Consider the following 25830-nt stretch of genomic DNA (forward strand, 5'->3'; position numbering starts at 1 on the left):
CTTAAAATACGGCCTTCGATTTCCAGAAGCAGATTAAACCAGCAGCTGGAAGGGTATAGTAGGAAGAAAAAGTCAAGCAGGGAGGATGGAAGAATGAAAAAGTTTCTTACTTATGTGAAAGCACTGGGACAGGAGTTTTCGAACGACAACGTTCCACTGCTTGCAGCAGCACAGGCATACTACTATATGCTGTCTCTGGTGCCGATGCTCGTTCTGGCAATTTCCATACTGCCATATTTGAACATAGATCCCGATGCAGCCATGAGCACGATCCAAGGATTGATGCCGGGAGGCGTTTCGGAGGTGTTTGAAGATCAGATCGCGGACATACTTACAGAACAGCGCGGCGGGCTTCTTACAGTAGGTATAATCGGTACATTATGGTCAGCATCAAACGGAATGAATACGTTTATAAAAGCCCAGAACGAAGCTTACAATGTGAAGCAGGAAAGATCTTTTATTATGGCACGTCTTGTTTCCATCGCTCTGACACTTGGGCTGATTCTTGCACTGATCGTAGCACTTATACTTCCCGTTTTTGGGAATACGATTATTAATTCCATAGCAGCTCTCGGAATCATTCCTGGAGAACTCGAATTTTTGTTTAATGTTCTTCGATGGGTGATCAGTATTACAGTAACCGCTGTTATTTTTGCGGTGCTGTACCATGTTGCTCCGAACATTAAAATTCCATTCAAGAATGCCCTGCCTGGGGCAATTTTTGCAACATTTGCCTGGCAGCTCGTTTCTTTCGGTTTCTCCATCTATATTAATAACTTTAATAACTATGCTGAAACTTACGGAAGCCTTGGAGGTATTTTCATTCTGATGCTGTGGCTCTTTATTATCGGGATCATCCTGGTAGTCGGGGCCGAAATCAATGCTATTCTTTACCGTCGTCGTCAGGGGAAAGCACTTGTAGAAGAATAACTTATAATCAGCCAAAAAAACTGTTCCGGATGGAACAGTTTTTTTGTGGCTGTTGATAAAGTATTTTTATGTGTATAGACGCTGCCCTGTGGAAACGAAAGCAGCTGTTTGAAGAAGCGGCTGTTAAAAAATCAAGTTCAGGATATAAAGCAGGAAAAAACCAGCCCTTTGTTTTTTCCTGAGGGCTGGCTTTTTTATCCAGTGGATAAAAATGTTTGGAAATTCTCAAATCGTTAAGGGGATATTACTTTCGTTCATCGGATTCCCGGTCAACGTTAATGTCCTCCCGTTTCACGGTTTCTGAGACTTCCTCCGTGTCTTCTACTTTCTTCTTTCCGACTTTTACTTCCTCTGTAACCACCGGTTTTTTCTTAACATCTACTTTTTCTTCTTTGAGAGGGACGTTAATAGTTTCGTCTTCCATTTTGCCGCCGGCATCAGCGCTTTCCTGATCTGTGACTGGTTTTCTTTCAACGTAGGCTTCTTCCCGTGTTACCGGAACATCCACTTTTTTCGTTTCTTCATGAACTTCCTTCTGTACTTCCACTTCACCAGTCTGAACCTCTTCTTTATTTACTTCAAGTTCTTCTTTGCGCAGACGGATTTTACGTTCTTCTTCTGTCTCGCCGGCAGAAGAAGTGCTTTCGTTCTTTAATGAATCGCCGGCGCGTTTGGTACCTTCGACGTTCGGAGGTGTATCGTGAACCAGCCGGTCACTGGAAGCTTCTTCGTCATCTTTTAACGGATCGCCGGCGCGTTTGGTGCCTTCCACGTTCGGAGGCGTATCGTGAATCGTCCGGTCTGCGGAAGCCTCATTTTCATCCTTTAACGGATCGCCGGCACGTTTCGTGCCCTCTACATTTGGCGGGGCGTCTTTAATGCGGCGTTCACCTGAATTATCGGCTAAATTATCTGTGAAAGTACCTGCTTCGGAAGAAGTACCTGTTTCTCCCGGTGTACCTGCTGGTGTTTCCGGTGCGAGAACAACAATTCTTCCGTTTTTAACATCATCTTCATATTCGGCTGCCTGGTCATCTGTCAGACCAAGATCCGTAAATTTACTTTTATGATTGCCGGAACCAGGGTGCTCCGCATCTTCTCCAGTAAAAGCTGCTTTCACTTTTTCCCAGAAGCTCGGCTCTTCGCGGGTGGTATCTTCGTTATCGAGTCTTTCAGTTTGTAAGTCCGTTTCAGAATTTATCCATGACGTTTCTTCGCTGTCATTTGCGATTAAAGAAATGTCTTCCGGTTGATGTCCTTCTTTCTGCAGTTGTTCTACTGTATCTCGTACTTCCTGTTCAGAATGATAGATTCCTACGACACGCTTTGCCATTGTATAACCTCCTTGTAATTTTGGAAATATTCATCCAATGCGGTGATACACGAGGTATTCCCGGTAGAATTTATTTCAAACACTTGTCCTGCTGTTGAAAAAAGCCAGCAGTGAAAGTAGATGTAGGTATAAAAGATCAGGTTTCGAGTTTTAAAACTGCGGGAAGAAAATTAACAAAAGTCTTGAACGGGATGATGGAATCATAAATCAATTATCTATATGGAAAGGAGAAGGACAAATGGCTCAAAAGCATCAAAAAGTAAAAGATCATGCCGGAAAAATTAAAGGAGTGTCTAAAGAAAAAGTTGGCGGTCTTACAAACAATGAAAGAATGCGGAGAGAAGGAAAAGAAGAAAAAGAGCATAAAGGAAAACCAAAAAAGGGAGACTTACTTTTCAAGAAAGATAAATCGTAGCAGACACAGGAGTATAATTACCTGTGCAATAAAAAAGATCGAAAAAAGTTAATTCTCCGCCCTCTTCAGGCTGTCTCAACTGAGCCAGTCTTTTTTTGCGGTGCAGCTTACTGTTAACCATTTCTTTGTGCACGTTTTTAAAACGGAATCATTTAAAGTGGTGATGTATGGATCTGGACGTAAAACCCCATAGAACCGCAGGCAGGGTATTCATCTTATCTATATTGTATTTTCGAAGCTGCCTCTCTGCCTTCGCTTTTGAACATTGTACCGGGTGCTGCATTCCTTTATGATGAAAAGAACAGCTTTACAGATGTTTACATATAAAGAGGGGGAGACAGTTATGGCGGATACGCCGGTTCCGCGCCGTGAAAAATTACCATTCTTTCAGAGGACATGGATTAAAAGAAGCCTGATTTTTCTGCTCGTTATTATCCTTTTATTAATTGTGGTTATGGGGGCAGTGTGGTGGTTTGCAGTAAAAAACCACCCTTCCCTGGATGGGGAAGTGCTGGAGACCGGGGTGGGAAGTGAAGTGGAAGTGCTGCGGGACGAACAGGGGACAGCTAAAGTTACCGCATCGAATCTGGAAGATCTTTTTTACACACAGGGCTACGTGATGGCGCAGGATCGTCTGTTTCAGATGGACATGACGAGACGTCTTGCCGGCGGAAGACTTTCGGAAGTGATCGGAAGGGATGCTCTTGAGAGTGATAAATATTTCCGCAGTTACGGAATGCACCGGGCCGCCGAAACGGAAGCACAAAATTTCGAAGACGAAACGGAAAGGATGGTCACTTCCTTTTCAGAAGGAGTAACGGCTTATATCGAAGATGCTTTCGCTGCTGGAGAGCAGCCGCTGGAATTCCGGATTCTCGGATATGAACCGGAACCGTGGACACCAGAGGATACAGCTATTGCAGTGAAATACATGGGATATACGCTGACAGGAAATTTCCGTGAGGAGCTCGAAAATTATGAGCTGATAAGAAGAATCGGACCGGAAGCAGCTGCTTTGTTTCCTGATTATACCGAATATGATGAATTTCCGGTCATTACAGAAAGCTCCGGTCAATCGACAGAAGAGACAGAAAGAGTATACGCTTCCGAAAATTATTATGAAGATTCCATTCTGGATCTGGAAGAAGTAAAAAAACTCGTTGAATTTACCCCGGAATCCTGGAATGGAAGCAATAACTGGGTTATCAGTGGAGATCATACAGAAAGTGGAATGCCGCTGATCGGAAACGATCCTCATCTCGGCCTGGCTGTACCGAGCGTATGGTACCAGACACACCTGGAACTGGAAGAGGATTTTCATTCCATCGGAGTGACAGTTCCCGGGATTCCGGGGGTAGTGCTTGGTCACAATGGCAGTGTCAGCTGGGGAGTGACGTCGCTGTCAGCGGATTATGAAGATGTGTTCCTGGAACAGGTAAATCCGGACAATCCGAACGAATACTTATATGACGGGGAGTGGGAAGAAGCAGAAGCTGTCGAAGAAGAGATACACATTGACGACGAGGATCTTCCTTATATGCACCGGGTGGAAATTACCCGGAACGGGCCGGTGATGAACAAGGTAATGGAGGAAGGACCTTATCAGGCCTTTTCTATGCGGTGGAGCGGACTGGAACAGGGACGGGAACTCGATGATATTTTAAACGTCAGCCGGGCTGAGGACGACTACGAGTTTATGGATAGTCTCGATGGTTTTGTGACCCCTGGATTAAGCTGGGTTTTCGCCGACACGGAAAATAACATAGGGTACAGGGGACAGGCGCTGCTTCCGGAACGCGGAGCGGGTGACGGCCGCTTCCCTGTACCCGGCTGGGACCCTGATTACCAGTGGGAAGGTTTTATTCCTTCTGATGAAATGCCGGAAATGATGAATGCGGAAGAAGGCTATATTATGACAGCGAATAATATGCCTGTCGGAGAAGATTATGAATATGAAATCGGCCGCAGCTATTTTCCATACCGGGCCCTTCGTCTGGAAGAAATGATTGAGGAAAAGCTTGACTCCGGTGAAAAATTTTCGCTGGAGGACATGGGGGCAATGCAGCTGGACTTAACGAATACACAGGCCCGGATGCTTCTGCCGGACATGCTTGACGCCCTGGAAGAATGGACGCCGGATGAGACGGCCGAAAGCCTGGAAGGAGAGGAGCTTGGTCCTCTGTCCGAATTGGAAGAAAGCGTATTGAACATGATGAGGGAATGGGATTACGTGGAGTCGAAAGACAGTCCGGAAGCTCTCGTCTGGCAGATCTGGTATGAGTCCCTGCCTCAAAATTTATTTGAACGCTATCTTCACGTGGAAGTAACGAATCATCTGACGCGTCATCATGTCATTACACAGGCAGCAGCTGATGAAGAAAGCCTGCTGTTTTCCTATCTGGACGAAAGGTGGCACGTATCTTTTCCAAAGGCAGCGAGAGAAACGTTCCATGAAGCGGTGAAAGAAGCTGAAGAGATGCAGGGGAGTGATCCGGAAGACTGGGAATGGGGGAAGTGGCACAAACTGCATATTGAACATCCGCTTGGAGCAGTACGCCCGCTCGATCTGCTTTTTAATATCGGCGGCTGGGAAACGGGCGGAAGCGGTGCAACCCCGGGAGCCGTCAGTTATAATGTGGAAACAGGAGCGGCCGACCACGCCGCCGGATGGCGCTTTATCGGAGACCTGTCTTCAACAGATGCTTTTTATGATGTGAATATTCCCGGCCAGTCGGGACAGTGGCTTTCTCCCCACTACGATGATCAGATGGACGCCTGGGTCGACGGAGAGTATTATCCAATGGAATATAATAAAGAAGCCGGCGGTGGAACGGGAAGAGTGGAGTTTGTTCCGGAGCAGTGATTAGGGCGCCCGCCGGTCGGCAAAATAGAAATAAGGCGCCTTGAAGGAGGATGTAAGCAGTGAAACTGGAACCATCAACAGGGACAGAACGGATTATGACACTGGACGTCATCAGAGGATTTGCCCTTCTCGGCATTCTTCTTGCCAACATGGCTTTTTTTAAAACACCTGCGATACAGGAATCAGGTTTTTTTATGAACAGCGTGCCGCTTGACGGAGGGGTGTGGGATGTATCTGCCTCTCTCTTTATCGACACATTCATTCTCGGAAAATTTTATCCAATGTTTTCTCTTTTGTTCGGTCTCGGCTTTTATTTGTTTTATGAAAGAGCAAGAGTCCGGGAACTGGACGGGAAAAAATTGTTTCAAAGGCGGCTCGTTTTCCTGCTCAGTATAGGGCTCATTCATCTCGTTCTGATCTGGTCGGGAGATATATTGTTTACTTATGCTATTGCCGGCTTTGCGCTTCTTTTGTTCGTAAACCGGACGCCGAAAGTTATTCTTGCGTGGGGGATATCTCTTATTGCAGGAATGACGCTGCTTCTCGGGCTTTTCGTTACCGGCGGTAACTTTGTACTTCAGTCGAAAATGGGAGGCTCTCTGCAGGAGGAAACCCAGACTGGAATTGAAGAAGCCTACCGGGTGATGTCGGAAGGCGGATTCATAGAAATTTTACTGCACCGGCTGGATAATGAAGTGTTTCTTATTTTATCCAACAGCCCCTTTTCCGCGTTGAATGTACTGGGCATCTTTCTTATAGGATTATATATGGGTAAAAAAGGGTGGTTCCGTGACGTGGAAGCGCACGTGTCGAACTGGAAAAAACTCCGCCTTCACGCGGGGTGGAGCGGTATTATCCTGACGGCTCTGTTCATCGGCCTGACCTACGATTTCCTGCCGGTGCCTTACTGGCTCGGTTCGGCTCTGGGACAGGGGTTGAATATAACTGCCGGACCGCTTCTGATGCTGTTTTATGTTTCAGCGGCTGTACTGTACCTGCATAACAAACAGCCGGGTTTCTTTACTGTATCCCTTGCAGCTGTAGGAAGGATGGCTCTTACAAATTATCTTCTGCAGTCTGTCATTGCCGTCATCCTGTTTTTCGGATATGGGTTTGGTCTTTTCGGATCTGTCGGAGCCTTTGCCGGCATGCTTACAGCACTTGGTATTTACGTGCTGCAGGTAGTGGGAAGCCGTATGTGGCTGCAGCATTTTCGTCAGGGGCCGATGGAAGCTCTCTGGAGAAAGTGGACGTACAGCAGAACTTAGATATACACAGGATAACTGCTGTACGATAAAGATTCGGGACGTGAAGGACTTTTCATCTTCACAGATAAGTGGTAAAGTAAGCAGAATACAGAACAGAGCAATGGAAGCCTGGTGTGACGAAGAAGCCCTCTTAGGAGAGCTTCTTTTTTATGCTGGAGTAACAGCTTCTATATGTCTTGACTTTACAGGAGGTTATGTCATGAGTATTGAATCTTTAACAATTGATCTTGGTCTTATCTCGTTACTTCTTTTGGTTGGCATGGTGCTCCGTGCCAAAGTACAATTTCTGCAGAAACTTTTTATCCCGGCGAGTTTTATTGCGGGAATTCTCGGGCTGACGTTCGGACCGAACGGACTCGGATTTCTCCCTTTTTCGGACATGATTGCAGATTATCCGACTGTGCTCATTGCTGTCGTTTTTGCAGCCATTCCAATAGGCGCAGCTAAAATCAAATGGAAAGAAAAGTTTTCGAAAGTACGGAACATGTGGTTTTATTCTATGACGCTGACGCTTTTGATGTGGCCGGCAGGACTTCTATTTACGTACCTTCTTCTGGATCACATCTGGACGCTGCCGACCGGATTCGGTTTTGCACTCGGTGCAGGTTTTCTTGGTGGTCACGGGACGGCAGCAGCCGTCGGTGAAGTGTTTAACGCCCAGGGGTGGGAGGAAATCACAGACATCGGCTATACAGCGGCCACGGTAGGTCTTCTCGCAGCAGTAGTCGGGGGGCTTGCGATTATTAAACGTAACACCCGCCGCGAACAGACGAGTTTTCTAAGCGACTTTGACAACCTTCCGGAGGATCTGCGCACCGGCCTTATCAAAAAAGAGGACCGTACTTCTTCGGGGACAGATACGGTTTCCAGCAGTACGGTGGATCCCCTGTTTTTCCACGCGGCTATTATCGGTGGAGCGGTTGTAATAAGTTACTTCCTGCAGCAGCTGCTTTCCGGCTGGTTCCCTGATCTCTCCTTTCCACTCTTGAGCCTTGCGTTTATTATCGGCCTCCTCGTACAGTTCGGTCTCCGCCGGACACAGACGGATTATTACGTAGATAAGCGGGTCGTTACGAGAATCGGCGGGACAGCTACCGATTTGATTGTTGTATTCGGTATTACCTCAATAAATCTTGCGATCGTAGCAGACTACGCAGTTCCATTGATTGTAATGTTTGTTTTAGGGGTACTATGGGCATATGCGATCTTTCATTTTATTGCTCCGCGTGTCTTTCACCAGAACTGGTTTGAAAACGGAATATTCGGCTTCGGCTGGTCTACTGGTACCGTAGCGATGGGGGTTGCCCTTCTCCGTATTGTCGATCCCGATAGTGAAAGTACGACGCTCGATGATTATGCTCTCGGGTATGCCGGTATGGTGCCGGTAGAGGTCGCGATTATTACTTTCGGGCCGGTATTAATTATCGCGGGAATGGGTATGCCATTTATGGCGGCACTGTTTATTTTATGGATTGTACTTTTCCTCGGCAGTGCGAGAGCCGGCTGGCTGATGCCTAAAGGAGCTCTGAAAAGAAGATTTAACAAATAGTTTCGTTCAGTCACGGACGTGTTCGGTCCGAAATAAAAACAGACCATGGTATAATATTAAGAAAAAATCAGACTGTAAAGTAAGCTTTTTCAAAGAGTAAGAATGAAAGCCTGTTTCTTCTGAAGAAAAGACAGGTCTGAAATCAAAAGGAGGAAAAAGGAATGTGCGGCATTTTTGCCATGACTGGAACATTGGACAGCAGTAAGATGGATCAGGTGTTAAATTCTATGACTCACCGCGGACCGGATGAAGGATCAGACAAAAAAATGGATTCTTTTCATCTTGGGCACCAGCGGCTTTCCATTGTCGGTGTTAATCACGGAAAGCAGCCTATCAGTAATGAAAACGAAACGAAATGGATCGTTGTCAACGGAGAGATATACAATTACCGTGACCTGCAGAAGGCCCTGCCTTCAGAAACGGTGCATTTGACACGTTCAGACAGTGAAGTCGCCCTTAAGTGGTACGAACAGGAAGGGGCTTCTTCGGTGGCCCGTATGGATGGAATGTTCAGTTACGTCGTAGTGGATAACGAAAATGAAACGTTCATGGCGGCAAGGGATACGCTTGGCATTAAGCCGCTATACTATGGACGGGACGAAAAAGGCAACATGGTTTTTGCGTCGGAAGTAAAGACACTGTATGTTGTCACAGATGACGTAAACGAATTTCCGGCCGGTCATTATTACACACCGGAAGAAGGTTTTGTGGCCTACCGTAAAATTCAGCTGCCTTCCGATGAAGAAATTTTTGGTGAGGAAGAAGTTCCTGCAATGATTGAAGGAATCCGCCGTGAGCTCGGATCGGCAGTGGAAAAAAGACTGATGGCAGATGTTGAAGTCGGAGTACTTCTGAGCGGGGGACTGGACAGCAGTCTGATTGCGAAAATAGCACACGAAAATAGAAAGATGAAACAGCCGATGAAATCTTTCTGTGTCGGCAGTGAAGGAAGCGAGGATGTTCTGCGGGCGAGAGAAGTAGCTGCAGAAATCGGAACAGAGCACTATGAATATATTTATACGGAAGAAGAGCTGATTCAGGCACTCCCGGAAGTTATTTATCATCTCGAATCCTATGATTCCTCCCTCGTACGAAGTGCTATTCCAAGCTACTTTGTGTCAAAGCTTGCTGCAGAGCACGTGAAGGTGATTCTTTCCGGTGAAGGAGCAGACGAATTATTTTCCGGCTACCAGTACCTAAAAGGTATTAAAGATACAAAAGAACTGAATGTGGAACTGCTCCGCATTATTAATACACTCCATAACATTAATCTCCAGCGTGCAGACCGGATGAGCATGGCTCATTCCCTGGAACTGCGGGTGCCGTTTCTGGATCTGGAGATGATTGAATACGCGCTGAAGATTCCGGCAGAGCTGAAACTTGGAGAAAACCAGATCGAAAAATGGATTCTGCGCAAAGCATATGATGCGGAGCTTGCAGATAATATTATCTGGCGGGATAAAGCCGAATTCTCCGAAGGAAGCGGTGCGCTGGATATTCTGGATAAATATGCTGAAACCCAGTATTCAGAGGAAGACGTAGCACGTGTGAATAAAGAAAATGAGTGGGTGCGGTCCAAGCAGGAACTGCTTTATTATGAAATCTTTAAACAGCACTTTCCTCATGACTCTATTTTATCGACAGTAGGGCACTGGGCCACGAGCTGATCAATCGATAAGAATTTATTTTAATATGAAACGAGCCGGCCACATGGGCCGGCTCGTTTTATGTTCAGAAGCATTCTTCCGCTTCCGGATGAAGCATATCATTTTCCACTGCCTTTATTAACTTTTCCATTGGAATATCAAGCGAGGTGCTCAGTCTCTGGAGTACCCGGATAGACGGATTCTTTTTTTTGCCATTTTCTAAATAGGATAGGTAGCTTTTGGAGATAGAGGCTTTCGCAGCAGCGTCTCCTAACGTCATCTGCATTGTTAAGCGGTGATTTTTAACGATTTGGTCCAGTGTTTCCATTGTATGCCTTCTTTCTTTTTAACAAGATTAGTCGGATAAAACTATTCGACTTCTGTAGGTAGTTACTAAAAATAAATATACCCGGTTAGTTGAGGGGTTAATCTTTTAAGTTGCTTCAAACGTGAAAATATTTGTGAACTCTTTTTGAAGGTCCAGAGCCTGGTTCAATAAAGAGGACACTTTTTTCTTACATAAAAAGGATATTAAAGATTAACAGAGAATAAGAAGGATAAACGAGAAGGAGGTTTTATTTGTGGATGAGAAAAAAGCATTTGAAAATTCACCGATTCGATCCATTTTTGAGAAATTCTCAGTAAAAAGAGATGTAACGCTTGTATACGGTGATCCGATTAAGCTTGAACACCGCACAATACTCCCGGTTGCGAAAGTGAAGTACGGGGTGGGGGCCGGTTCAGGTGCAGGCGATCAGGACGACAACGAGGCAGGGAAGACAGAACCTCAGAAATCCTCAGGACGCGGTGAAGGAGCCGGGGGGAGTTTTTCGATTAAGCCGGTGGGCGTGTATGATATTACGGAAGAAAAAACGACCTATAAGCCGATAGTTCCAGTGGAAATGATACTGATGATACCAGTAATAGTGACGGTGCTTACTTTAATAATTTCGGCGTTATCATCGGAAGATTAACACGAAAAAGGCTGTAACCGGGTAAATTCTTTCCCGGTTACAGCCTTTTTCAGTTTGTTGATTAAATGATCGGTGCAGAATATTTATTACAGTCGTTGTATAAGCTCCTTCTCTGGTTAAAAGCGTCCGTCTAAAGTGGAAATCATTCACAATGCTCGGAAATTCTTTCCTGAAGCGACTTATGAATTTGATTCAAGTACATGGTTATAGAAATCAACAAAATAATCCTGCCGCTGTTTTATGAGCAGGTATGCCGGCAGAATCAAAAAGTGATTTTTTAAATCGTAAAGCTTACTGTTTACAAATCGTAACTGTTACGATAGAATTTCCATAGAACATAATCAAAAAGGAGATAGTACAGCTATGAAAAAAGCAACCATATCTTTTGCCATTCTTGCCGCAGCGTTTTTAACTGCGTGCGGTGCAGAAAACGAAGAAAACAATCAGCCGGAAAATAATGCAGCCAATAATGAATCGGAAGAAAACGCAGCACAGGGTGCCAGTGAAGATCTTGTGACGATAAAAACGACTCTTTTTCCATTGGAGGATTTCGCTGAAAAAATTGGTGGAGACGCAGTTGAAGTAGAGAATATTGTCCCTCTTGGAGCCGATGCTCATACTTTTGAGCCTTCTTCCAATCAGGTTATCGAAATATCAGAAGCTGATCTGTTTATTTACAATGGAGCAGGATATGAAGGGTTCGTAGAGCAGATAAAGGATACAGCATCTTCGCAGGATGTTGAAATGCTCGAAGGTTCTGAAGGTATCGATCTGATCAGCTACGACCACGGCCACGATGACAACAATCATGGAAACGACGATAACGACGACCATGGCCACTCCAACAATGAGAATGACCACGGACATGAGGATAGTCAGGGGGAAGGTGATCCCCACGTGTGGCTGGATCCGGAACGTGCCGGTGAACTGGCAGAAAACATAAAGGAAGCCCTTATTGACCTGCGTCCGGAAGAAGAAGAGCAGTTTACTGCAAATTATGAAGAGCTTGTCAGCGAGCTGGAAGATCTTCACGAGCAGTACAGCGAAACTTTAGCAGATACGAACAAAGATACAATTGTTGTTTCCCACGCTGGATATGGCTATTGGGAAGAGCAGTACGACATTCAACAGCACGGAATAGCCGGTCTGTCACCTGAAAATGAGCCTTCCATTCAGCAGTTGGAAGAAACTATTCAGCTCATGGAAGATCAGGATTTGAACTACGTTTTATTTGAGCAGAATATTCCCGCTAATATCGCAGAAACCGTAAGAGATGAGGCAGGGGCAGAAGCTTTGGAACTTCACAATCTGGAAGCATTGACAGAAGAAGACGTGGAAAATGGGGAAGATTATTTCAGTTTAATGGAGAAAAACCTGGAAACACTGACTACTGCACTGCAATAGTTTTTTCAGCTCTCTCTTTTCCAGCAGTCAAGTAATGAAAAAAGAAAAATCATTGAAGAAAGTGTTTTTTTATACATGCCTATGCATTTTCCTGCTTTCGCCTCCGCAGGACGCTTCCGGGCGGGCCGGCTTCAGCTAATTTCTTCCTCTCCATGCTCGGAAGAAATGGATCTTCCGCTCGTCCTATCTCGCCTCAGAGTCACCTGCTGCAGCTCCAGCAGGAAAATAAAAAGAAGGTTTCTCTTCTAAAAAATGTGTTGATTCCGTCCTTTCTCCCATTCAGGAGAGGCTTTTTCCTCCGGAACGTCCGCCGGGGAGTGCAGGAGAAAGCTATACATTCAGAAGAATAATTATTCTGCAATCAAGACTTAATCAACACTCTGAAGAAACTGTCCTGTTTGTCAGGACAGTTTCTTTTTTGTCGACTTTTATATTTGGCTCTGTTAAAGCTCCGGGTTGTTTGTGAAGGCTGCCTGCGGCTCTTTACACCTGCCGCGGAGAAAAGCATGCGGCTGTCCTTCCGTCCGGGAGGATCTGGGCGCTTCCATAGGCGTTTCTGCCCGGGCCTCGGTTTAAAAAAAGCAGAAGTTTTTCTCCAGCCGTCAACAGCGAACTTTAACATAGCTGCAGTAGAAATGAGAGCTCCAGGTCATCTTCTGCAGGGAATTCATTTATAGGGACGAAAGCGGCTGTGTGCAGAAATTCATTATCAAGTTCAACTTATATAAATCAGAACTTTTTCGAAAACAAGCAGGATTGTTAATAAGGTGATAAAATTACTGTATCAACAAAAAGGAGGGCTTATTTATGGCACATCACACGCATGATAATCATAAGCACGAGCATTCTCTTTCCTGCGGACATACGAAAATCCGCCACGGCGACCATATTGACTATATTCACGACGGACATCTTCATCACAAACATGAGGATCATTGGGATGAGTGTAAAATTGAAGTGACAGATAAAAATCCAGCAAGCTGCACACCTGTACAGTCAGACTGCAGTCATAATGAAGACTGCGGTCATGAAATGGTGCCGCATGGCGATCACTATGATTACGTGGTTAACGGACGTCTTCACCACGTTCACGGCGATCATATCGACGATCACGGACCGGTTGAAATTATTTAATGTAAAGAAGCCTTCTCAAGAGTATCAGGGAAGGTCTTATAAGTTGGTATACAGAAAAAAAGGTGCAGGACATAATCATTTGTCCTGCACCTTTTTCGTCTGTAAAAAGAAGCTTCTTTCTAAAAATAAACGGTGTTATTTTTTTCCGAAGTAAAAAATACCGAATAAAAGCCAGGCGAGTGTTACTGCTGCACTGCCTATAAGGAATGGTACAGCTCCAAACTGAAAAATAAGCGGCATCGCAGCAGCTGTAACAAGGCCGCCGCCGACGAACGGTTCAAACAGGATCTGTTTGTATCCAAAACCTTCAAGTGCCGGTGTTTCGTTGTTCGGGTCAGCTACTTTCATGAGAAGAAGACCTGTAGCTGCAATACCTGTCGCCTGACCGAAATCACCGAGCCCCCTCTCAAACCAGTAGGTAGGAATCATTTTCGGAGCAAGGTAGAGAAAAGCGAAAACGTTCCATAAAATACCAACAGCAGCAAGAGACAGGAAAGTAACGAGGTTTTCCCCGATGACCGCAATCGAAATAGTCGCAAGCGCACTGACGATGAGGACATCCAAGGACAGCCCGCCGATTCGGTTTACAGTTTTGCGGTCAATAACTCGAAAACGGTCGTATCGTTCGGATAAAGCCTGAACAATGATGCCTCCGACCATTGCAAGAGGGAAGAGCGGTACATATTCAAAAAGATAAACATCTGTGGCTGCACCGTATGTGACGTCTTCCAGCCAGACGAAAATTTCAAGCAGTACCCACCCGATACCAATGGCAAGACCGACGTAGGCGAGGTGGAGGGAAAGCGGATCAACCGATTCCGGACGGGTTGTCATATCTGAACCTGCATCACGGTTATCAAGATCTACGATACCGTGCTTTCCTTTGCTGGAAAAAGATGCCTTCCCGCCGACATGTTTGGCTCTGCCTGTGCGGGCACCGATATTAATAAGGATGATACCGATAATAACACCACTTAAAATACCGATAGTAGCGAGACCGACAGACAGGTCATACCCTTCCGCAAAACCGAGATCACTGAAAGTTTCCCCTAGACCGGCTGCGGTTCCGTGACCGCCTACAAAGCTGATTTCAATCAGTGCCCCTGCGAGCGGGTTCGTGCCGAAAAAGGGAGTAAGTATAAGAAGGACGAGCAGCATACCAAGCGCATACTGACCCCAGGAAACCATCTGCCCCATCGCTACCTGCGGACCACCGACAATCCATACTTTTCGCAGACTGGGTAGACTGGTTCCTAAAAAAAGTGAAGCGAAAACGATGTTAATAAACAGCCCGGGGAGTTCGGCCCATACTCCGAGAATAAATTCAGGAAGAAGACCCTGAGAAAGGGTATGGTCCGGTGCGAATGTTCCAACGATCGCACCGAGCACTCCCGGTCCAAGAGCGAGAGCAAGAACCCCGGCTATGATGGAAGAGGGAAGAAACAGCTGCTGCATCGTGGAGGAATAAACGCGAAGCCATTTCCCCAGGATGAGGAAAGCTCCAAGAATAATAAAACTGAAGCCTATTTCGTTTGGAGACATAGTACCAGCTCCTTTCTAAATATTTAAATATGTACTGCTCCTTAACATTTCATACCCTTAACCGCTGGAAGGGAATCCAATATTTTCTATAACAATATGTAGAGAAATATCAGAAAGAGATAAATGGACCGGACAATTGAGGTGCAGGTGGATGAAATACTCTGCACAAGGAGAAAGAATAGAGAAAAGAAAACAAAATCAGGTATTTTTTTAATTTTTTAATAGATTATTTGATGTTGTTTTAGATTTTAAGCTCTTTCCATGCTTTAGAATAAGAGAAAGAAACCAAATATAACAAATAAAGGGTGTTGAATTGATGAAAAAGTATGCTGGATTAACAGCACTAGTGACAGTACCGTTTTTTATTGCGGCCTGCGGTGCAGAAAACAACGAAAACGAAGCTGGGAATAACACAGAACCTGCAGAGGAAAATGCAGCGGGAAATAACAATGAAGAAGAAACGAACGAAGAGAATAACGAAGCTGCGGAAGGAGGAGAAGTAGAGGAACTGGCAGACGAGTACGGATTGTCTGTGACAGTGGAAGAAGGAGAAGGAGATGCTCCGGAAGCTTCTCTTGAAGAGCTGGAACAGGCCTTTGAACTGATTTCTACAGCTAAAGAAGCCGATATGCTGGAATTCCAGGAGTCTCCGGAAGCCGGTGAGATTGAGGAATCCGGAACAGCGGTTGGTGAATATGGCGTTCCTGGTGTCGAAGCGGACGGTCATGTTGCTGTCAGCTTCTCTTACGAAATGGGCGGTGATATCGAAGATGAAAGCCGAATTCCTTCTTTTGAAGATATTTCGGATGTCGAGACCGCTTTTGAAGGAGCAGAATTTCTGGACTGGCAGGAAGAGACAACTGAATCCGATATAACTGGAGCAGGAACAATAGCAGAATTCACTTCTGAAGGCACTTGGGAGCTCCTCGCTTCCTACGAAGATTCTGAAGTCTCACTTTCAGAAGACGACACGTGGATGGCAGAATTTTCTTCAGATACTCTGGCTGGTGTGGAAGAAGAAGAATAACTGAAAAGGTAAAAAGAGGCCGGCTCAATTTATTTGCGCCGGTCTCTTTATTATAGGTGCTTTGAAGTATTATTAATTATTAGAGGAAATTCCGCTTTCACTCGGTCCGCGGTGCTTTAAAAATTAAGCCGTGATCAATTTTTTCTGTTATAAATACTGAAAAACGTGTTCAATATAAAAGTGGTTCCTTTAACCGGACTGGAGGAAAAAGTGAAAAATCAAGTACTGACAAAAGAAAATATGACACCAAAAGAAAGACTGAATGCCCTGGCTGGAGCTGCTTTCCTTATGGCTACTTCGGCAGTAGGTCCCGGTTTTTTAACACAGACGGCTGTGTTTACAGAACAGCTTCTTGCAAGCTTCGCTTTTGTTATCCTTGCGTCGATTATTTTAGACGTAGGAGCCCAGGTGAATATATGGAGGATTATAGCTGTCGCAGAAAAAAGAGGGCAGGATATAGCCAATGATGTATTTCCCGGTCTTGGTTACCTTGTAGCTTTTTTCGTCGTACTCGGCGGTCTGGCTTTTAACATAGGAAACTTGGCTGGAGGAGGGCTTGGAGTTAATGCTCTCTTCGGTTTTGATCCGGTGACAGGGGCTGTGATGACCAGCATTATTTGTATTACGATTTTTCTTTTCAGGCGGGCAAATATGGCAATGGATAAAGTAGTAAGATACCTCGGAGCACTGATGATTCTGCTGACGGGGTATGTGATGATTGTCAGCCAGCCGCCTTATCAGGAGGCTGTACTTCGGACAGTTGCACCGCTCGAGCTGGATATTCTGGCCATTATAACAATCGTTGGGGGGACTGTCGGAGGCTACATAACTTTTGCCGGGGGGCACCGTCTTCTTGATGCAGGAATTACCGGGAAAGAAAATTTAAGATATGTAACCAACACAGCAGTCGGTGGCATAATAACTGCTTCCGTCATGAGATATCTGCTGTTTCTGGCTATTCTCGGGGTGGTGACAGCAGGATCTTCGCTGGATCCGGAAAACCCGACGGCTTCGGCTTTCCAGATTGCCGCCGGTGAAATCGGCTTCCGTATGTTTGGACTCATTCTCTGGGCGGCAGGCATTACCTCAGTTATTGGAGCGGCCTATACGTCGGTGACTTTTCTTGCTTCTTTTCACTCATCCATTGATACATTCCGGAATTACTGGGTAATAGGCTTTATTGTTTTTTCTACCAGTATTTTCGCGGTTGTAGGTGAACCGGTAACGCTGCTTGTCCTTGCTGGAGCTTTCAATGGGCTGATCCTTCCTCTTACACTTGGATCCATACTTCTTGCAGCCCATAACCGAAAAATTGTCGGAAGTTACAATCATCCACTCTGGCTGACCATTTTCGGATTTATTATTGTTGTTTTGACTGCTTACCTCGGTGTAAGAACTTTGATCATTTCCATTCCGCAGCTGTTTTAATCGAAAAAGTTTATAAACGTAAAAAACGGGAACACTTTTCGTAACAAATAAAACAAATGAGGTGAAAACATGGGTGATAATAACGGTATGAGCGACAAAGTAAAAAGTAAAGTAAGTAAAGTAAAAGGAGAGGCAAAGGAACAGTACGGAAACGCCGCAGGAGATAAAGAAAAGGAACAGGAAGGAAAACAGGATAAAGTAAAGAGTGACTTCCAAAAGAAAAAAGGCGAATTCAAAGACAAACTGTAGGATCTCTGACACAGCAGAATTTTCATTTTTCATATAGGCGTCGTAACGATTACCGTTGCGGCGCTTTTCAACTGCTTTGGAAGCCGGGCTGCAAAAAAGTGATATAATTTTTTTAAAGGGCTTTGCTTCATCATTTAAGTGAATTCCTTCACCGAAGATTTTATGACGGCAGCTAAAACACCCTAAGCTTATAAAAGGTATGTTATCGTCAGCAGACAGTATTAATTATGAGAGCAGAGGAGAGATAAAATGGCCGAGAAAATGAAAGCAGTAGGATTATACGAGTACCTTCCAGCAGACAACCCGAAAAGCCTGCAGGACGTGGAAGTGGATAAGCCTTCTGCTGCAGGAAGAGACCTTCTCGTAGAAATTAAAGCAGTTTCCGTAAACCCTGTGGATACAAAAGTAAGAGCTCCTAAAGAAGGACAGGAGGATGAACCGAAAATCTTAGGGTGGGATGCTTCCGGCATCGTCCGGGAAACCGGAAGTGAAGTAACGATGTTCCAGCCGGGAGACGAAGTTTATTATGCGGGAGCTGTAAACCGTCCGGGAAGCAACAGTGAATACCACCTGGTGGATGAACGAATTGTCGGCAGGAAACCGAGCGCACTGAGTTTTTCGGAAGCTGCTGCTGTTCCGCTCACAACGATAACAGCCTGGGAAGCTTTATTTGAAAGGATGAATATTCCAAGGGATAAAGAAGAAAATAAAGACCGGAGTATTTTGATGATCGGTGCTGCCGGGGGTGTCGGATCCATAGCTGTTCAGCTGGCTGCTGAAGCAGGTCTTACAGTAATCGGAACAGCTTCCCGTAAAGAAACGGAAGAATGGACGCGCAGCCACGGAGCAGATTACGTTATCAATCATTATGAAAACTTCCGGGAGCAGCTTGAAAAGCATGGATTTCAGGATGTGGATTATATATTCTGTATGAATGCGACGGAAACCCACTGGGAAAGTATGAGTGATGTCATTAAACCGCAGGGTAAAATATGTACGATCGTCGAAGCGAAAGAAAATTTGAACATGAATCTCATAAAAAATAAAAGCGTCTCTTTTCTATGGGAATTTATGTTTACAAGACCTGTTTACGAAACTGAAGATATGATCAGGCAGCATGAACTTCTGCAGGAGGCTTCGCAGATGTTCGATGACGGCACCCTGAAAACAACGGTGACTAAAAAACTCAGTGGCCTGCACGGAGAAAACATGCGCAAAGCCCACCAGATACTTGAAGAAGGCCGGATGATCGGAAAACTTGTAGTGGAAGTACAGACCCAGTAATTTCTACTGGCTTAAAACCTTTTCAGCTTCCGGTTCAGGACGTGTGTTTGAGCCTCGAAGCAGGGAAATGCGATTCTCCCGTTTAAAGGAATACCACTGCAGAGAACATGAACAGACAGGAAACGGGGAACCCTCATGAAAAAGAAAACAAACACGGCCTCCAGGGCAGCTGTATTGATCAGCACGACTGTTCTACTGCTGCTGGGCTTGTATTTATTAATCTCCTATTATTCAGAAGGTTCTTTTACAGGGGAGGATTCTTCAATCAGCTCGAGCCGGGAAGTCGGGGAAGATGAAATACCTTCCAGATTTATACCGGTTTATCAGGAAGCAGCGGCGGAGTATGATGTCCCGTGGAAGCTGCTCGCAGCTGTTCACCGGGTGGAAACGGTATTTTCTACGATGGACACCCTGGTCAGTCCGGTGGGAGCAGAAGGACACCTTCAATTTATGCCATGTACGTGGACAGGCTGGAATCATCCAAGCTGTGAAGGCCAGGGGGAAGGAGAAATATCTGAGGAAGAAAAAACCGATCCGGAGGCCATTGCGGAATATGGAGGATACGGGGTGGACGGAAGCGGCAGCGGCGAAGCCGATCCCTATGATATCGAAGATGCTGTTTACAGCGCCGCGCATTATCTCGCCCGGTCCGGAGCTTCAGAGGGCCGCATTGAAGACGCGGTATATGCCTATAACCGGGCAGACTGGTACGTTGAGGATGTGCTTTCGTATATGTACCGGTATGAAGAAGGGTATGAAGAAGTCGAGCTGGATACAACGGCCGTGGACCATATTTCATCGGAGTAATAACAATACGGTGAAAAGTAAAAAGAAAAAGGCTGTCTACCGGATCCAACCGGAGACAGCCTTTTGTGGATATTATGTTTCTTCGCTCCGTTTCGGGAGAATTTCTTCTCTTTCACTAGTGAACTTGTTCACCTCAGAGTAAAGCTTCTGTTGAATAAAATCGAAAGGATTACTCCCCTCTATTTTCAGACGCACGTCCTCTTTTTCTATAAGAACAAGACTTGGATAGGATTCCACTTGAAAGTGTTCGGCGGCTGCCTCGTTTTCACCAGCCGGCATGACGTGTGTTTCCATCGACGAAGGAGCATTTATAGCAAGAAGGGCGTCAAAATAAGCATGATTTGCTTCGTCATCAATATCTTCAATAAACACTACGGCATGCAGATTATCCGAATCAGCAAGCTCCGGCAGTGAATCATAAATATTTTCCGAGCCGCACCCAGACGTGCAGACAATCATAAAAAGAAAACTGATAAAGATGATTTTCATGCAGATCTGCTCCTCCTTTCGTTATCTTTTCTATTCTTATCATAACTGCTGTGTATTGAAATAGGGGGAATGTCATACAACTATTATTACAATGTTATACATCTGCAAAGAAACGTAAAAATCTTTGAATTTTCTTTGCGTTCCTATAACTCTTTGGAGAGGGAATCTGATCGTATTTTCGGGCCGGAAAGGCTGTATACCTGTAATAAAAGTGCAAATAACAAAAGTATATTTCCATACAGGAACAAGTCGGATATAATGAAAGTTGATTCGTAAATCTAAATATTCATAAAATTCCGGAAGGGTGGCCACATCATTGAAAACGCGCATACGTAAAGATATACCAGCGGAAGAAACATGGAATCTGGATGACTTGTTTGAATCACGGGAAAGCTGGATACAGGCAGAAGAGGAAATAAAAAGTAAGCTGGAAGAAATCGCGTCCTGGAAAGGAAACGTGGCAGAGAGTGCATCCGCACTGCTGCAGAGCCTGGAAGCAAGGGATCGTCTGCAGGAAGCAGTCATGAGGTTTGCCTCCTATGCCAATCTTAAGGAAACAGCTGACGGGACGGATCCCGATAATCAAAAAGACAGTGCCCGGGCAGCAGGTCTTGGAGCCCGGGTGGAAAAAGATACAGCGTTTATTCCTTCAGAAGTTATGGAAATACCGGCAGAAAGAATTGAGCTGTTCATCAGGGAAGAGCCGCGGCTGGAAGATTTCCGCAGAATTTTAATGAGGCTCCTCGAAAAAAAACCTCACAGGCTGTCTCCTGAAACGGAAGAAGTACTGGCAGCTTTCGGAGAAGTACATAAAGCACCTTACATGATTTTTGAAAGAAGCAGAACTTCCGATATGCGTTTCCCGGCTTTTCAAACGAGTGACGGGAAAGAGCATGATCTGACCTTTAATAATTTTTCCAACTACGAAACCTCCCCGGATACAGAATTAAGAAGAAAAGCTTACGAAGCTTTCACCGGAGTCCTGCAGCAGTATAAAAATACATATGCGGCGGCGCTGTCGGTAGAAATCCGCAAACAGGTTATTGAATCCCGTTTGAGGGGGTACAGCTCTGTCACGAGCATGCTTCTTGATGAGCAGCAGGTTACGCTGGAAATGTATCACCGCCAGCTGGATACAATTCAGGAAACAATTGCACCTCATATGAGACGGTTTGCTGCGCTGAAAAAAAGAATGCTCGGGCTGGATAAAATGACTTTCAGCGATTTAAAAGCTCCTATCGATCCGGAATTTGACCCTGGGACTACCTACGAGGAAGCCGGCGGGATGATTCTTGAAGCGCTGCAGGTGATGGGACCCGAGTATATGGAAGTAATGAAGGCCGGTCTTGAGAACCGCTGGGTTGACCGGGCGGATAATGTTGGTAAAAGATCCGGAGCATTTTGTGCCAGTCCTTACGGGGTCCACCCTTATATTTTAATGACCTGGAGCGATGCGATGAGAAATGCGTTTACGCTGGCCCACGAACTCGGTCATGCAGGCCATTTCCGATTGGCAGGACAGTGTCAGCGCATTTCAAGCACGCGGGCATCCCTTTATTTTATTGAAGCACCTTCGACGATGAATGAAATGCTTCTGAGCCGGCACATTCTCCAGAATTCAGAAGATGAACGGATGCACCGCTGGGTGATTCTTCAGTCTCTCGGCACCTATTACCACAATTTTGTAACGCACATTCTGGAAGGGGAACTTCAGCGCCGGATTTACGAAGCAGCTGATCAGGACATTCCAGTAACGGCAGACCTTTTAACCGAAGAAAAACAAAAAGTCCTGAAAGACTTCTGGGGTGAGGACGTGGAGATTGATGAAGGAGCGGGACTTACCTGGATGCGTCAGCCGCACTATTATATGGGGTTGTATCCTTACACCTACTCTGCAGGACTGACAGCCTCGACAGCAGCTGCAGGAAAAATAATTGAAGACGGACAGCCGGCTGTGGACCGGTGGATCCAGGCGTTAAAAGACGGAGGCACTAAAACACCGCTTGAACTGATGCAGACTGCTGGCGTGGATATGTCGACGGATGAGCCGATCAGACAGGCAGCAGCCTACGTAGGGCATCTCGTTGATGAACTCATAAAAAGCTGTGAATAAAGAAGGCTTGGATTACTCCAGGAGATCTTGATAATAAGCTGTGTTAAAGTTCGCTGTTGACGGCCGGAGAGAAACTTCACTTCTAACCGGCCCGCTCGGAAAGCCTCTCCATGGAAACGAAAGCGGACGTTCATTTTTTATTTTCAAGGCAGCCTAATAAAAAAATCATGTAAAAACAGCGGGGCAGACCTCCTCTTCTTCCTTTCATTTCAGTGGGACTGGTAAAATGATAAAATAAAGCTTGTAAACTTTAATGATGGGAGGGAGAGGCATGCACGAACGAAAAATGCTTCTGGTCCTTACTTTTACAGGATTTCTTGCCCTGGCTGTCGTGATGGGGATCGGGAGGTTTGCGTATACGCCGATTCTCCCTTACATGGAGGAATCCCACCTGACAACGTTTCAGGCAGGACTTCTGGCTTCTGCCAATTACGCCGGTTACCTTGCAGGGGCATTCGCCGCAGCGAAAATGAACAAAAGTGTACTGCTGCTGCATGTTATGATATTAATCAGCATCGTCACAACAGCGGCGATGGGCTTTACATATTCGCAATCCTGGTGGTTCGGTCTGCGGTTTGTTTCCGGAGCGGCAGGGGGGATAGCCTTTGTGCTTGTTTCCAGTCTCGTACTGTCCCAGGTGCGGAGAAAAAGCTCAAGTCCTTACTACGCGGCGTTTTTATACGGAGGAGTAGGTTTTGGTATCTTTCTTTCCGGTATGTTTCTTCCACCGGTACTCGCACTCTTCGGCGGATGGGAATATGCGTGGATTATTCTTGGCGTAGTAAGCGCTCTGTTTTTTATTTTGATACTGCTCGGGTTTCGTCCGCAATACACGAATAAAGACAAGCAGGAAGGCCGGATCAGACGGATGACGAGGCACGAAAAACAGCAGCTTCAGAGACTTTATATCTCCTATTTCTGTCAGGGATTCGGTTATATCATTTTTGCGACGTTTATTATCGCGATGGTAGTTTCCACAACAGATATGGGATGGTCCTCACCGTACGTATGGGCAGCTGCAGGGCTTGGTGCTCTGCCTTCCGCTCTTTTCTGGGCGTGGCTAGGTAAAATAACATCGCTTTTAACGTCACTGCGTGCAGCGTACATAGTACAGCTGGCAGGACTGCTGATACCGGTGTTTACATCGCAGGAAATCTGGATTCTTGTCAGTGCTTTCTGTTTTGGGGGAACGTTTATGGGAATTACGATGATGACTCTTTCATTTGCAGATCAATCTTTCCCAAGACAGAGCCAGAGAGCTATAGGAAATCTGACCGGTCTTTACGGTATCGGTCAGCTCCTCGGGCCGATTGCGGCAGCAGCGCTTCTTATTTTTGCTCCATTTGCCGTCGTTTTTCTCCTGGCAGCCGTATTTATCGGGGCAGGACTGTACCAGCTGCAACGGCTTGCTTCCAAGCAGAAGGAGGTGAAAACACGTGCCGTACGTTAATATTAAAGTAACGAAGGAAGACGGAGGACTCTCCAAAGAAAAAAAAGCAGAGCTTATCGATGGGGTAACTTCCCTTCTCGAAACAAGCCTCGGAAAAAACAGAGCTTCCACGGTAGTGATTATCGATGAAATTGATACTGACAGCTATGGCCTTGGCGGAGAACAGATCACGGAAGTAAGAAAAAGAGGAAAGTGAAAATCAGGCAGACCGGAAAATATCAGGGAATCAGTAAGCTGCTCCAGCAGATGGGGCAGCTTTTTTTATGCTGCATCGAAGGGCAGCCACTTAGTCAGCGTGAAGTTTTATACAAAAGCTGCTTTGAAAATAAAAAGAAATATTCGATTTTTTCCATGGAAAGGCTTTTCGGACAGGCCGGTTCCGCTTCGCTGTTTCTTCTATGAAATCAACAACATTTTTCAATAAGTAAAAAAACGCAGCTCCTTTAATAAAAACCCGGAGATTTATCAGAGCCAATTGAAAAAACCCTGCCGGACACAGGTTCGGCAGGGTTTCACTTCTATGGAGTCGTACTCCATCAATCATTTTATCCGGACTTACTTTTTCTGAGCAGTAGGCTTTAAGTCAGCCACCGGTGTAATCGGCTGGATATTTTCACGGTTTGCCAGGAATTCAGGACGAGGTGCTTTATCACTGAACGGTTCTACGAGCTTGTTTTCAATTGAATTGTATACAAAAAATACGTTGCTGCGCGGGTAAGGAGATATATTACCGGCAGACCCGTGCATTGTGTTGCAGTCGAAAAGAAGAACAGAACCTGCCGGACCGGTAGCGCGGTCGATACGTCCACCGGCCTGTTCTACAAGCCACTCCATGCTTCCTTCGTCCGGAACACCGACTTCCTGCTTCTGAAGAGAGGACTTGTAGTTGTCTTCCGGTGTTTCCCCTGCTGTGGATACGTACCAGTTCTGTGAACCGGGAACGAGCATGAGCGGACCGTTGTATTCATAGTTATCTGTCAGGACAATGGAGCAGCTCAACGCTCTCATGCGTGGCATACCGTCCTCTACGTGCCACGTTTCAAAGTCTGAGTGCCAGTAGAATTCCTTCCCTTTAAATCCAGGCTTGAAATTGATACGGGACTGGTTAATATAAACTTTGCTGCCAAGAATCTGCTCCACTACTTTTACAAGACGTTCATTTCTGGAAAGCCTTTCAAAAAAGTCACCGTCTTTATGGACCTCGAATATTGAGCGGATTTCGTTACTGTTCGGCTCTTTAATGACGTCGGGACCATCTTTATCTTCGTGAGCCTTCATCGTCGACTGCAGTTCATCCTTCAGCAGTTCCAAATCTTCATTGTCAAAAAATTTCTCCAGCATAATGTAACCGTTCTCTTCGTAAAAATTGACCTGTTCCTTGGATAAAGGGCCGTTTTCTGCTGCTTTGCTGTCGTGGACAACTGGATCCTTCCGTTCCATAATTTCAGGCTTGCTGTTTACTCGTGATGGATAAATATCTTTGACCATTTTGTAATCCTCCTTGAAATTTTAAATAAAATTTTTCGTGAAATAAGCGAATATATCACCTATTTACTTAGCGGAGAAGCGAATAAAAACATCACACCTTTCCTTATTTTTCCATAAAAGGTTCATTCACCTATTGTGGCTTGTACCCTTACAACTATTAAATAAACAAAATTAAAATTAATTAGGAGGAAAGACTACAAAAAACAAGTTTATTAGATCTAAAAACCTATTAATTATTACAGTAAATAGCGTATCATAGGCATTAAGGATTAAATAGAAAGTTTGCGTATAGTTATATCAAGAAAAAATTGAGAAAAAATGTCATTCCGCATAAAGCCAGGAAAAATAAACAGGAAGCCCTTACGGGACATAATTTCATTATTAGGTAAATGGAAAACCGGGGTTTAAGTAATCAAAAACAGGGTGTAATAGTATTA

At 45.3% G+C, this 25830-nt stretch carries 22 protein-coding genes; 17 read left to right on the forward strand and 5 right to left on the reverse strand.

Features of this window, described 5'->3' with window-relative positions:
- Positions 1 to 93: 93 nt before the first annotated feature.
- Complete coding sequence (locus tag C6Y45_RS03075) at positions 94 to 930, forward strand: YihY/virulence factor BrkB family protein (RefSeq protein ID WP_107583558.1); 837 nt, start codon at positions 94 to 96, stop codon at positions 928 to 930.
- Positions 931 to 1174: 244 nt separating this feature from the next.
- Here C6Y45_RS03075 and C6Y45_RS03085 read toward each other — a convergent pair whose 3' ends face one another.
- On the reverse strand, positions 1175 to 2263 hold the full coding sequence (locus tag C6Y45_RS03085) for a YsnF/AvaK domain-containing protein (protein ID WP_107583560.1): 1089 nt from the start codon (positions 2261 to 2263) through the stop codon (positions 1175 to 1177).
- Between the two features lie 238 nt (positions 2264 to 2501).
- Here C6Y45_RS03085 and C6Y45_RS17775 point away from each other — a divergent pair, with 238 nt between their 5' ends.
- The 5 genes from C6Y45_RS17775 (at position 2502) to asnB (ending at position 10025) form a co-directional block, all read left to right on the forward strand.
- The gene (locus tag C6Y45_RS17775) at positions 2502 to 2678 is read left to right on the forward strand and encodes a hypothetical protein (protein WP_170098705.1); all 177 of its coding nucleotides are present in this window, start codon (positions 2502 to 2504) and stop codon (positions 2676 to 2678) included.
- 289 nt (positions 2679 to 2967) lie between these two features.
- Positions 2968 to 5541 (forward strand): penicillin acylase family protein, encoded by a 2574-nt coding sequence (locus C6Y45_RS03090; protein ID WP_107583561.1) that lies wholly within the window; start codon positions 2968 to 2970, stop codon positions 5539 to 5541.
- Positions 5542 to 5600: 59 nt separating this feature from the next.
- The gene (locus tag C6Y45_RS03095) at positions 5601 to 6809 is read left to right on the forward strand and encodes a DUF418 domain-containing protein (protein WP_107583562.1); all 1209 of its coding nucleotides are present in this window, start codon (positions 5601 to 5603) and stop codon (positions 6807 to 6809) included.
- Positions 6810 to 7008: 199 nt separating this feature from the next.
- On the forward strand, positions 7009 to 8358 hold the full coding sequence (locus C6Y45_RS03100) for a sodium/glutamate symporter (protein ID WP_107583666.1): 1350 nt from the start codon (positions 7009 to 7011) through the stop codon (positions 8356 to 8358).
- 161 nt (positions 8359 to 8519) lie between these two features.
- Positions 8520 to 10025 (forward strand): asparagine synthase B, encoded by a 1506-nt coding sequence (asnB, locus tag C6Y45_RS03105; protein ID WP_107583563.1) that lies wholly within the window; start codon positions 8520 to 8522, stop codon positions 10023 to 10025.
- Between the two features lie 64 nt (positions 10026 to 10089).
- Here asnB and C6Y45_RS03110 read toward each other — a convergent pair whose 3' ends face one another.
- Positions 10090 to 10332: a helix-turn-helix domain-containing protein gene (locus C6Y45_RS03110; RefSeq protein ID WP_107583564.1), complete on the reverse strand. Its 243-nt coding sequence runs from the start codon at positions 10330 to 10332 to the stop codon at positions 10090 to 10092.
- 253 nt (positions 10333 to 10585) lie between these two features.
- Between C6Y45_RS03110 and C6Y45_RS03115 the strand changes: the two genes are divergently transcribed.
- The 3 genes from C6Y45_RS03115 to C6Y45_RS03130 all read left to right on the forward strand — a co-directional run bounded on the left by C6Y45_RS03115 (position 10586) and on the right by C6Y45_RS03130 (position 13516).
- Positions 10586 to 10978: a GerW family sporulation protein gene (locus C6Y45_RS03115; protein ID WP_160058096.1), complete on the forward strand. Its 393-nt coding sequence runs from the start codon at positions 10586 to 10588 to the stop codon at positions 10976 to 10978.
- A 363-nt stretch (positions 10979 to 11341) separates the two neighbouring features.
- Positions 11342 to 12382 carry a metal ABC transporter solute-binding protein, Zn/Mn family gene (locus tag C6Y45_RS03120; RefSeq protein WP_107583566.1) on the forward strand — a complete coding sequence of 347 codons (1041 nt, stop codon included), beginning with the start codon at positions 11342 to 11344 and terminating at the stop codon, positions 12380 to 12382.
- 807 nt (positions 12383 to 13189) lie between these two features.
- Positions 13190 to 13516, forward strand: coding sequence for a hypothetical protein (locus C6Y45_RS03130; protein ID WP_107583568.1), 327 nt, complete (start codon positions 13190 to 13192; stop codon positions 13514 to 13516).
- 135 nt (positions 13517 to 13651) lie between these two features.
- Here the strand turns inward: C6Y45_RS03130 and C6Y45_RS03135 are convergent, their stop codons facing one another.
- Positions 13652 to 15058, reverse strand: a complete 1407-nt coding sequence (locus C6Y45_RS03135) for a sodium/glutamate symporter (protein WP_107583569.1) — start codon at positions 15056 to 15058, stop codon at positions 13652 to 13654.
- 316 nt (positions 15059 to 15374) lie between these two features.
- Here C6Y45_RS03135 and C6Y45_RS03140 point away from each other — a divergent pair, with 316 nt between their 5' ends.
- The 5 genes from C6Y45_RS03140 (at position 15375) to C6Y45_RS03160 (ending at position 19853) form a co-directional block, all read left to right on the forward strand.
- Complete coding sequence (locus tag C6Y45_RS03140; protein WP_107583570.1) at positions 15375 to 16085, forward strand: hypothetical protein; 711 nt, start codon at positions 15375 to 15377, stop codon at positions 16083 to 16085.
- 240 nt (positions 16086 to 16325) lie between these two features.
- Positions 16326 to 17513: an NRAMP family divalent metal transporter gene (locus C6Y45_RS03145; protein WP_107583667.1), complete on the forward strand. Its 1188-nt coding sequence runs from the start codon at positions 16326 to 16328 to the stop codon at positions 17511 to 17513.
- A gap of 69 nt (positions 17514 to 17582) precedes the next feature.
- Complete coding sequence (locus C6Y45_RS03150; RefSeq protein WP_107583571.1) at positions 17583 to 17762, forward strand: CsbD family protein; 180 nt, start codon at positions 17583 to 17585, stop codon at positions 17760 to 17762.
- Between the two features lie 249 nt (positions 17763 to 18011).
- Entirely contained in the window at positions 18012 to 19046 is a 1035-nt protein-coding gene (locus tag C6Y45_RS03155; RefSeq protein WP_245922513.1) for a zinc-binding alcohol dehydrogenase family protein, read from the forward strand.
- A gap of 135 nt (positions 19047 to 19181) precedes the next feature.
- Positions 19182 to 19853: a lytic transglycosylase domain-containing protein gene (locus tag C6Y45_RS03160; protein WP_107583572.1), complete on the forward strand. Its 672-nt coding sequence runs from the start codon at positions 19182 to 19184 to the stop codon at positions 19851 to 19853.
- Positions 19854 to 19925: 72 nt separating this feature from the next.
- Here the strand turns inward: C6Y45_RS03160 and C6Y45_RS03165 are convergent, their stop codons facing one another.
- Positions 19926 to 20342, reverse strand: a complete 417-nt coding sequence (locus C6Y45_RS03165) for a hypothetical protein (protein ID WP_107583573.1) — start codon at positions 20340 to 20342, stop codon at positions 19926 to 19928.
- 316 nt (positions 20343 to 20658) lie between these two features.
- Between C6Y45_RS03165 and pepF the strand changes: the two genes are divergently transcribed.
- From pepF to C6Y45_RS03180, 3 genes are all read left to right on the forward strand, one after another.
- Positions 20659 to 22455, forward strand: coding sequence for an oligoendopeptidase F (gene pepF, locus C6Y45_RS03170; protein WP_245922515.1), 1797 nt, complete (start codon positions 20659 to 20661; stop codon positions 22453 to 22455).
- A 271-nt stretch (positions 22456 to 22726) separates the two neighbouring features.
- Positions 22727 to 23905 (forward strand): YbfB/YjiJ family MFS transporter, encoded by a 1179-nt coding sequence (locus C6Y45_RS03175; protein WP_160058098.1) that lies wholly within the window; start codon positions 22727 to 22729, stop codon positions 23903 to 23905.
- Positions 23892 to 24101 (forward strand): 2-hydroxymuconate tautomerase family protein, encoded by a 210-nt coding sequence (locus tag C6Y45_RS03180; RefSeq protein ID WP_107583576.1) that lies wholly within the window; start codon positions 23892 to 23894, stop codon positions 24099 to 24101. The genes C6Y45_RS03175 and C6Y45_RS03180 overlap by 14 nt, the downstream gene beginning before the upstream one ends.
- A gap of 359 nt (positions 24102 to 24460) precedes the next feature.
- On the opposite strand, the gene thpD is transcribed toward C6Y45_RS03180, so the two are convergent.
- Positions 24461 to 25393 carry an ectoine hydroxylase gene (thpD, locus tag C6Y45_RS03190; RefSeq protein WP_107583578.1) on the reverse strand — a complete coding sequence of 311 codons (933 nt, stop codon included), beginning with the start codon at positions 25391 to 25393 and terminating at the stop codon, positions 24461 to 24463.
- Between the last annotated feature and the right edge of the window lie 437 nt (positions 25394 to 25830).

Source organism: Alkalicoccus saliphilus, from assembly GCF_003044065.1.
GTDB classification, from domain to species: Bacteria; Bacillota; Bacilli; order Bacillales; family Salisediminibacteriaceae; genus Alkalicoccus; species Alkalicoccus saliphilus.

Coding starts and splice junctions, on each gene's coding strand:
- C6Y45_RS03075 (WP_107583558.1), top strand. CDS start 94: ATGAAAAAGTTTCTTACTTATGTGAAAGCACTGGGACAGGAGTTTTCG.
- C6Y45_RS03085 (WP_107583560.1), bottom strand. CDS start 2,263: ATGGCAAAGCGTGTCGTAGGAATCTATCATTCTGAACAGGAAGTACGA.
- C6Y45_RS17775 (WP_170098705.1), top strand. CDS start 2,502: ATGGCTCAAAAGCATCAAAAAGTAAAAGATCATGCCGGAAAAATTAAA.
- C6Y45_RS03090 (WP_107583561.1), top strand. CDS start 2,968: ATGATGAAAAGAACAGCTTTACAGATGTTTACATATAAAGAGGGGGAG.
- C6Y45_RS03100 (WP_107583666.1), top strand. CDS start 7,009: ATGAGTATTGAATCTTTAACAATTGATCTTGGTCTTATCTCGTTACTT.
- asnB (WP_107583563.1), top strand. CDS start 8,520: ATGTGCGGCATTTTTGCCATGACTGGAACATTGGACAGCAGTAAGATG.
- C6Y45_RS03110 (WP_107583564.1), bottom strand. CDS start 10,332: ATGGAAACACTGGACCAAATCGTTAAAAATCACCGCTTAACAATGCAG.
- C6Y45_RS03120 (WP_107583566.1), top strand. CDS start 11,342: ATGAAAAAAGCAACCATATCTTTTGCCATTCTTGCCGCAGCGTTTTTA.
- C6Y45_RS03130 (WP_107583568.1), top strand. CDS start 13,190: ATGGCACATCACACGCATGATAATCATAAGCACGAGCATTCTCTTTCC.
- C6Y45_RS03135 (WP_107583569.1), bottom strand. CDS start 15,058: ATGTCTCCAAACGAAATAGGCTTCAGTTTTATTATTCTTGGAGCTTTC.
- C6Y45_RS03140 (WP_107583570.1), top strand. CDS start 15,375: ATGAAAAAGTATGCTGGATTAACAGCACTAGTGACAGTACCGTTTTTT.
- C6Y45_RS03145 (WP_107583667.1), top strand. CDS start 16,326: ATGACACCAAAAGAAAGACTGAATGCCCTGGCTGGAGCTGCTTTCCTT.
- C6Y45_RS03150 (WP_107583571.1), top strand. CDS start 17,583: ATGGGTGATAATAACGGTATGAGCGACAAAGTAAAAAGTAAAGTAAGT.
- C6Y45_RS03155 (WP_245922513.1), top strand. CDS start 18,012: ATGGCCGAGAAAATGAAAGCAGTAGGATTATACGAGTACCTTCCAGCA.
- C6Y45_RS03160 (WP_107583572.1), top strand. CDS start 19,182: ATGAAAAAGAAAACAAACACGGCCTCCAGGGCAGCTGTATTGATCAGC.
- C6Y45_RS03165 (WP_107583573.1), bottom strand. CDS start 20,342: ATGAAAATCATCTTTATCAGTTTTCTTTTTATGATTGTCTGCACGTCT.
- C6Y45_RS03175 (WP_160058098.1), top strand. CDS start 22,727: ATGCACGAACGAAAAATGCTTCTGGTCCTTACTTTTACAGGATTTCTT.
- thpD (WP_107583578.1), bottom strand. CDS start 25,393: ATGGTCAAAGATATTTATCCATCACGAGTAAACAGCAAGCCTGAAATT.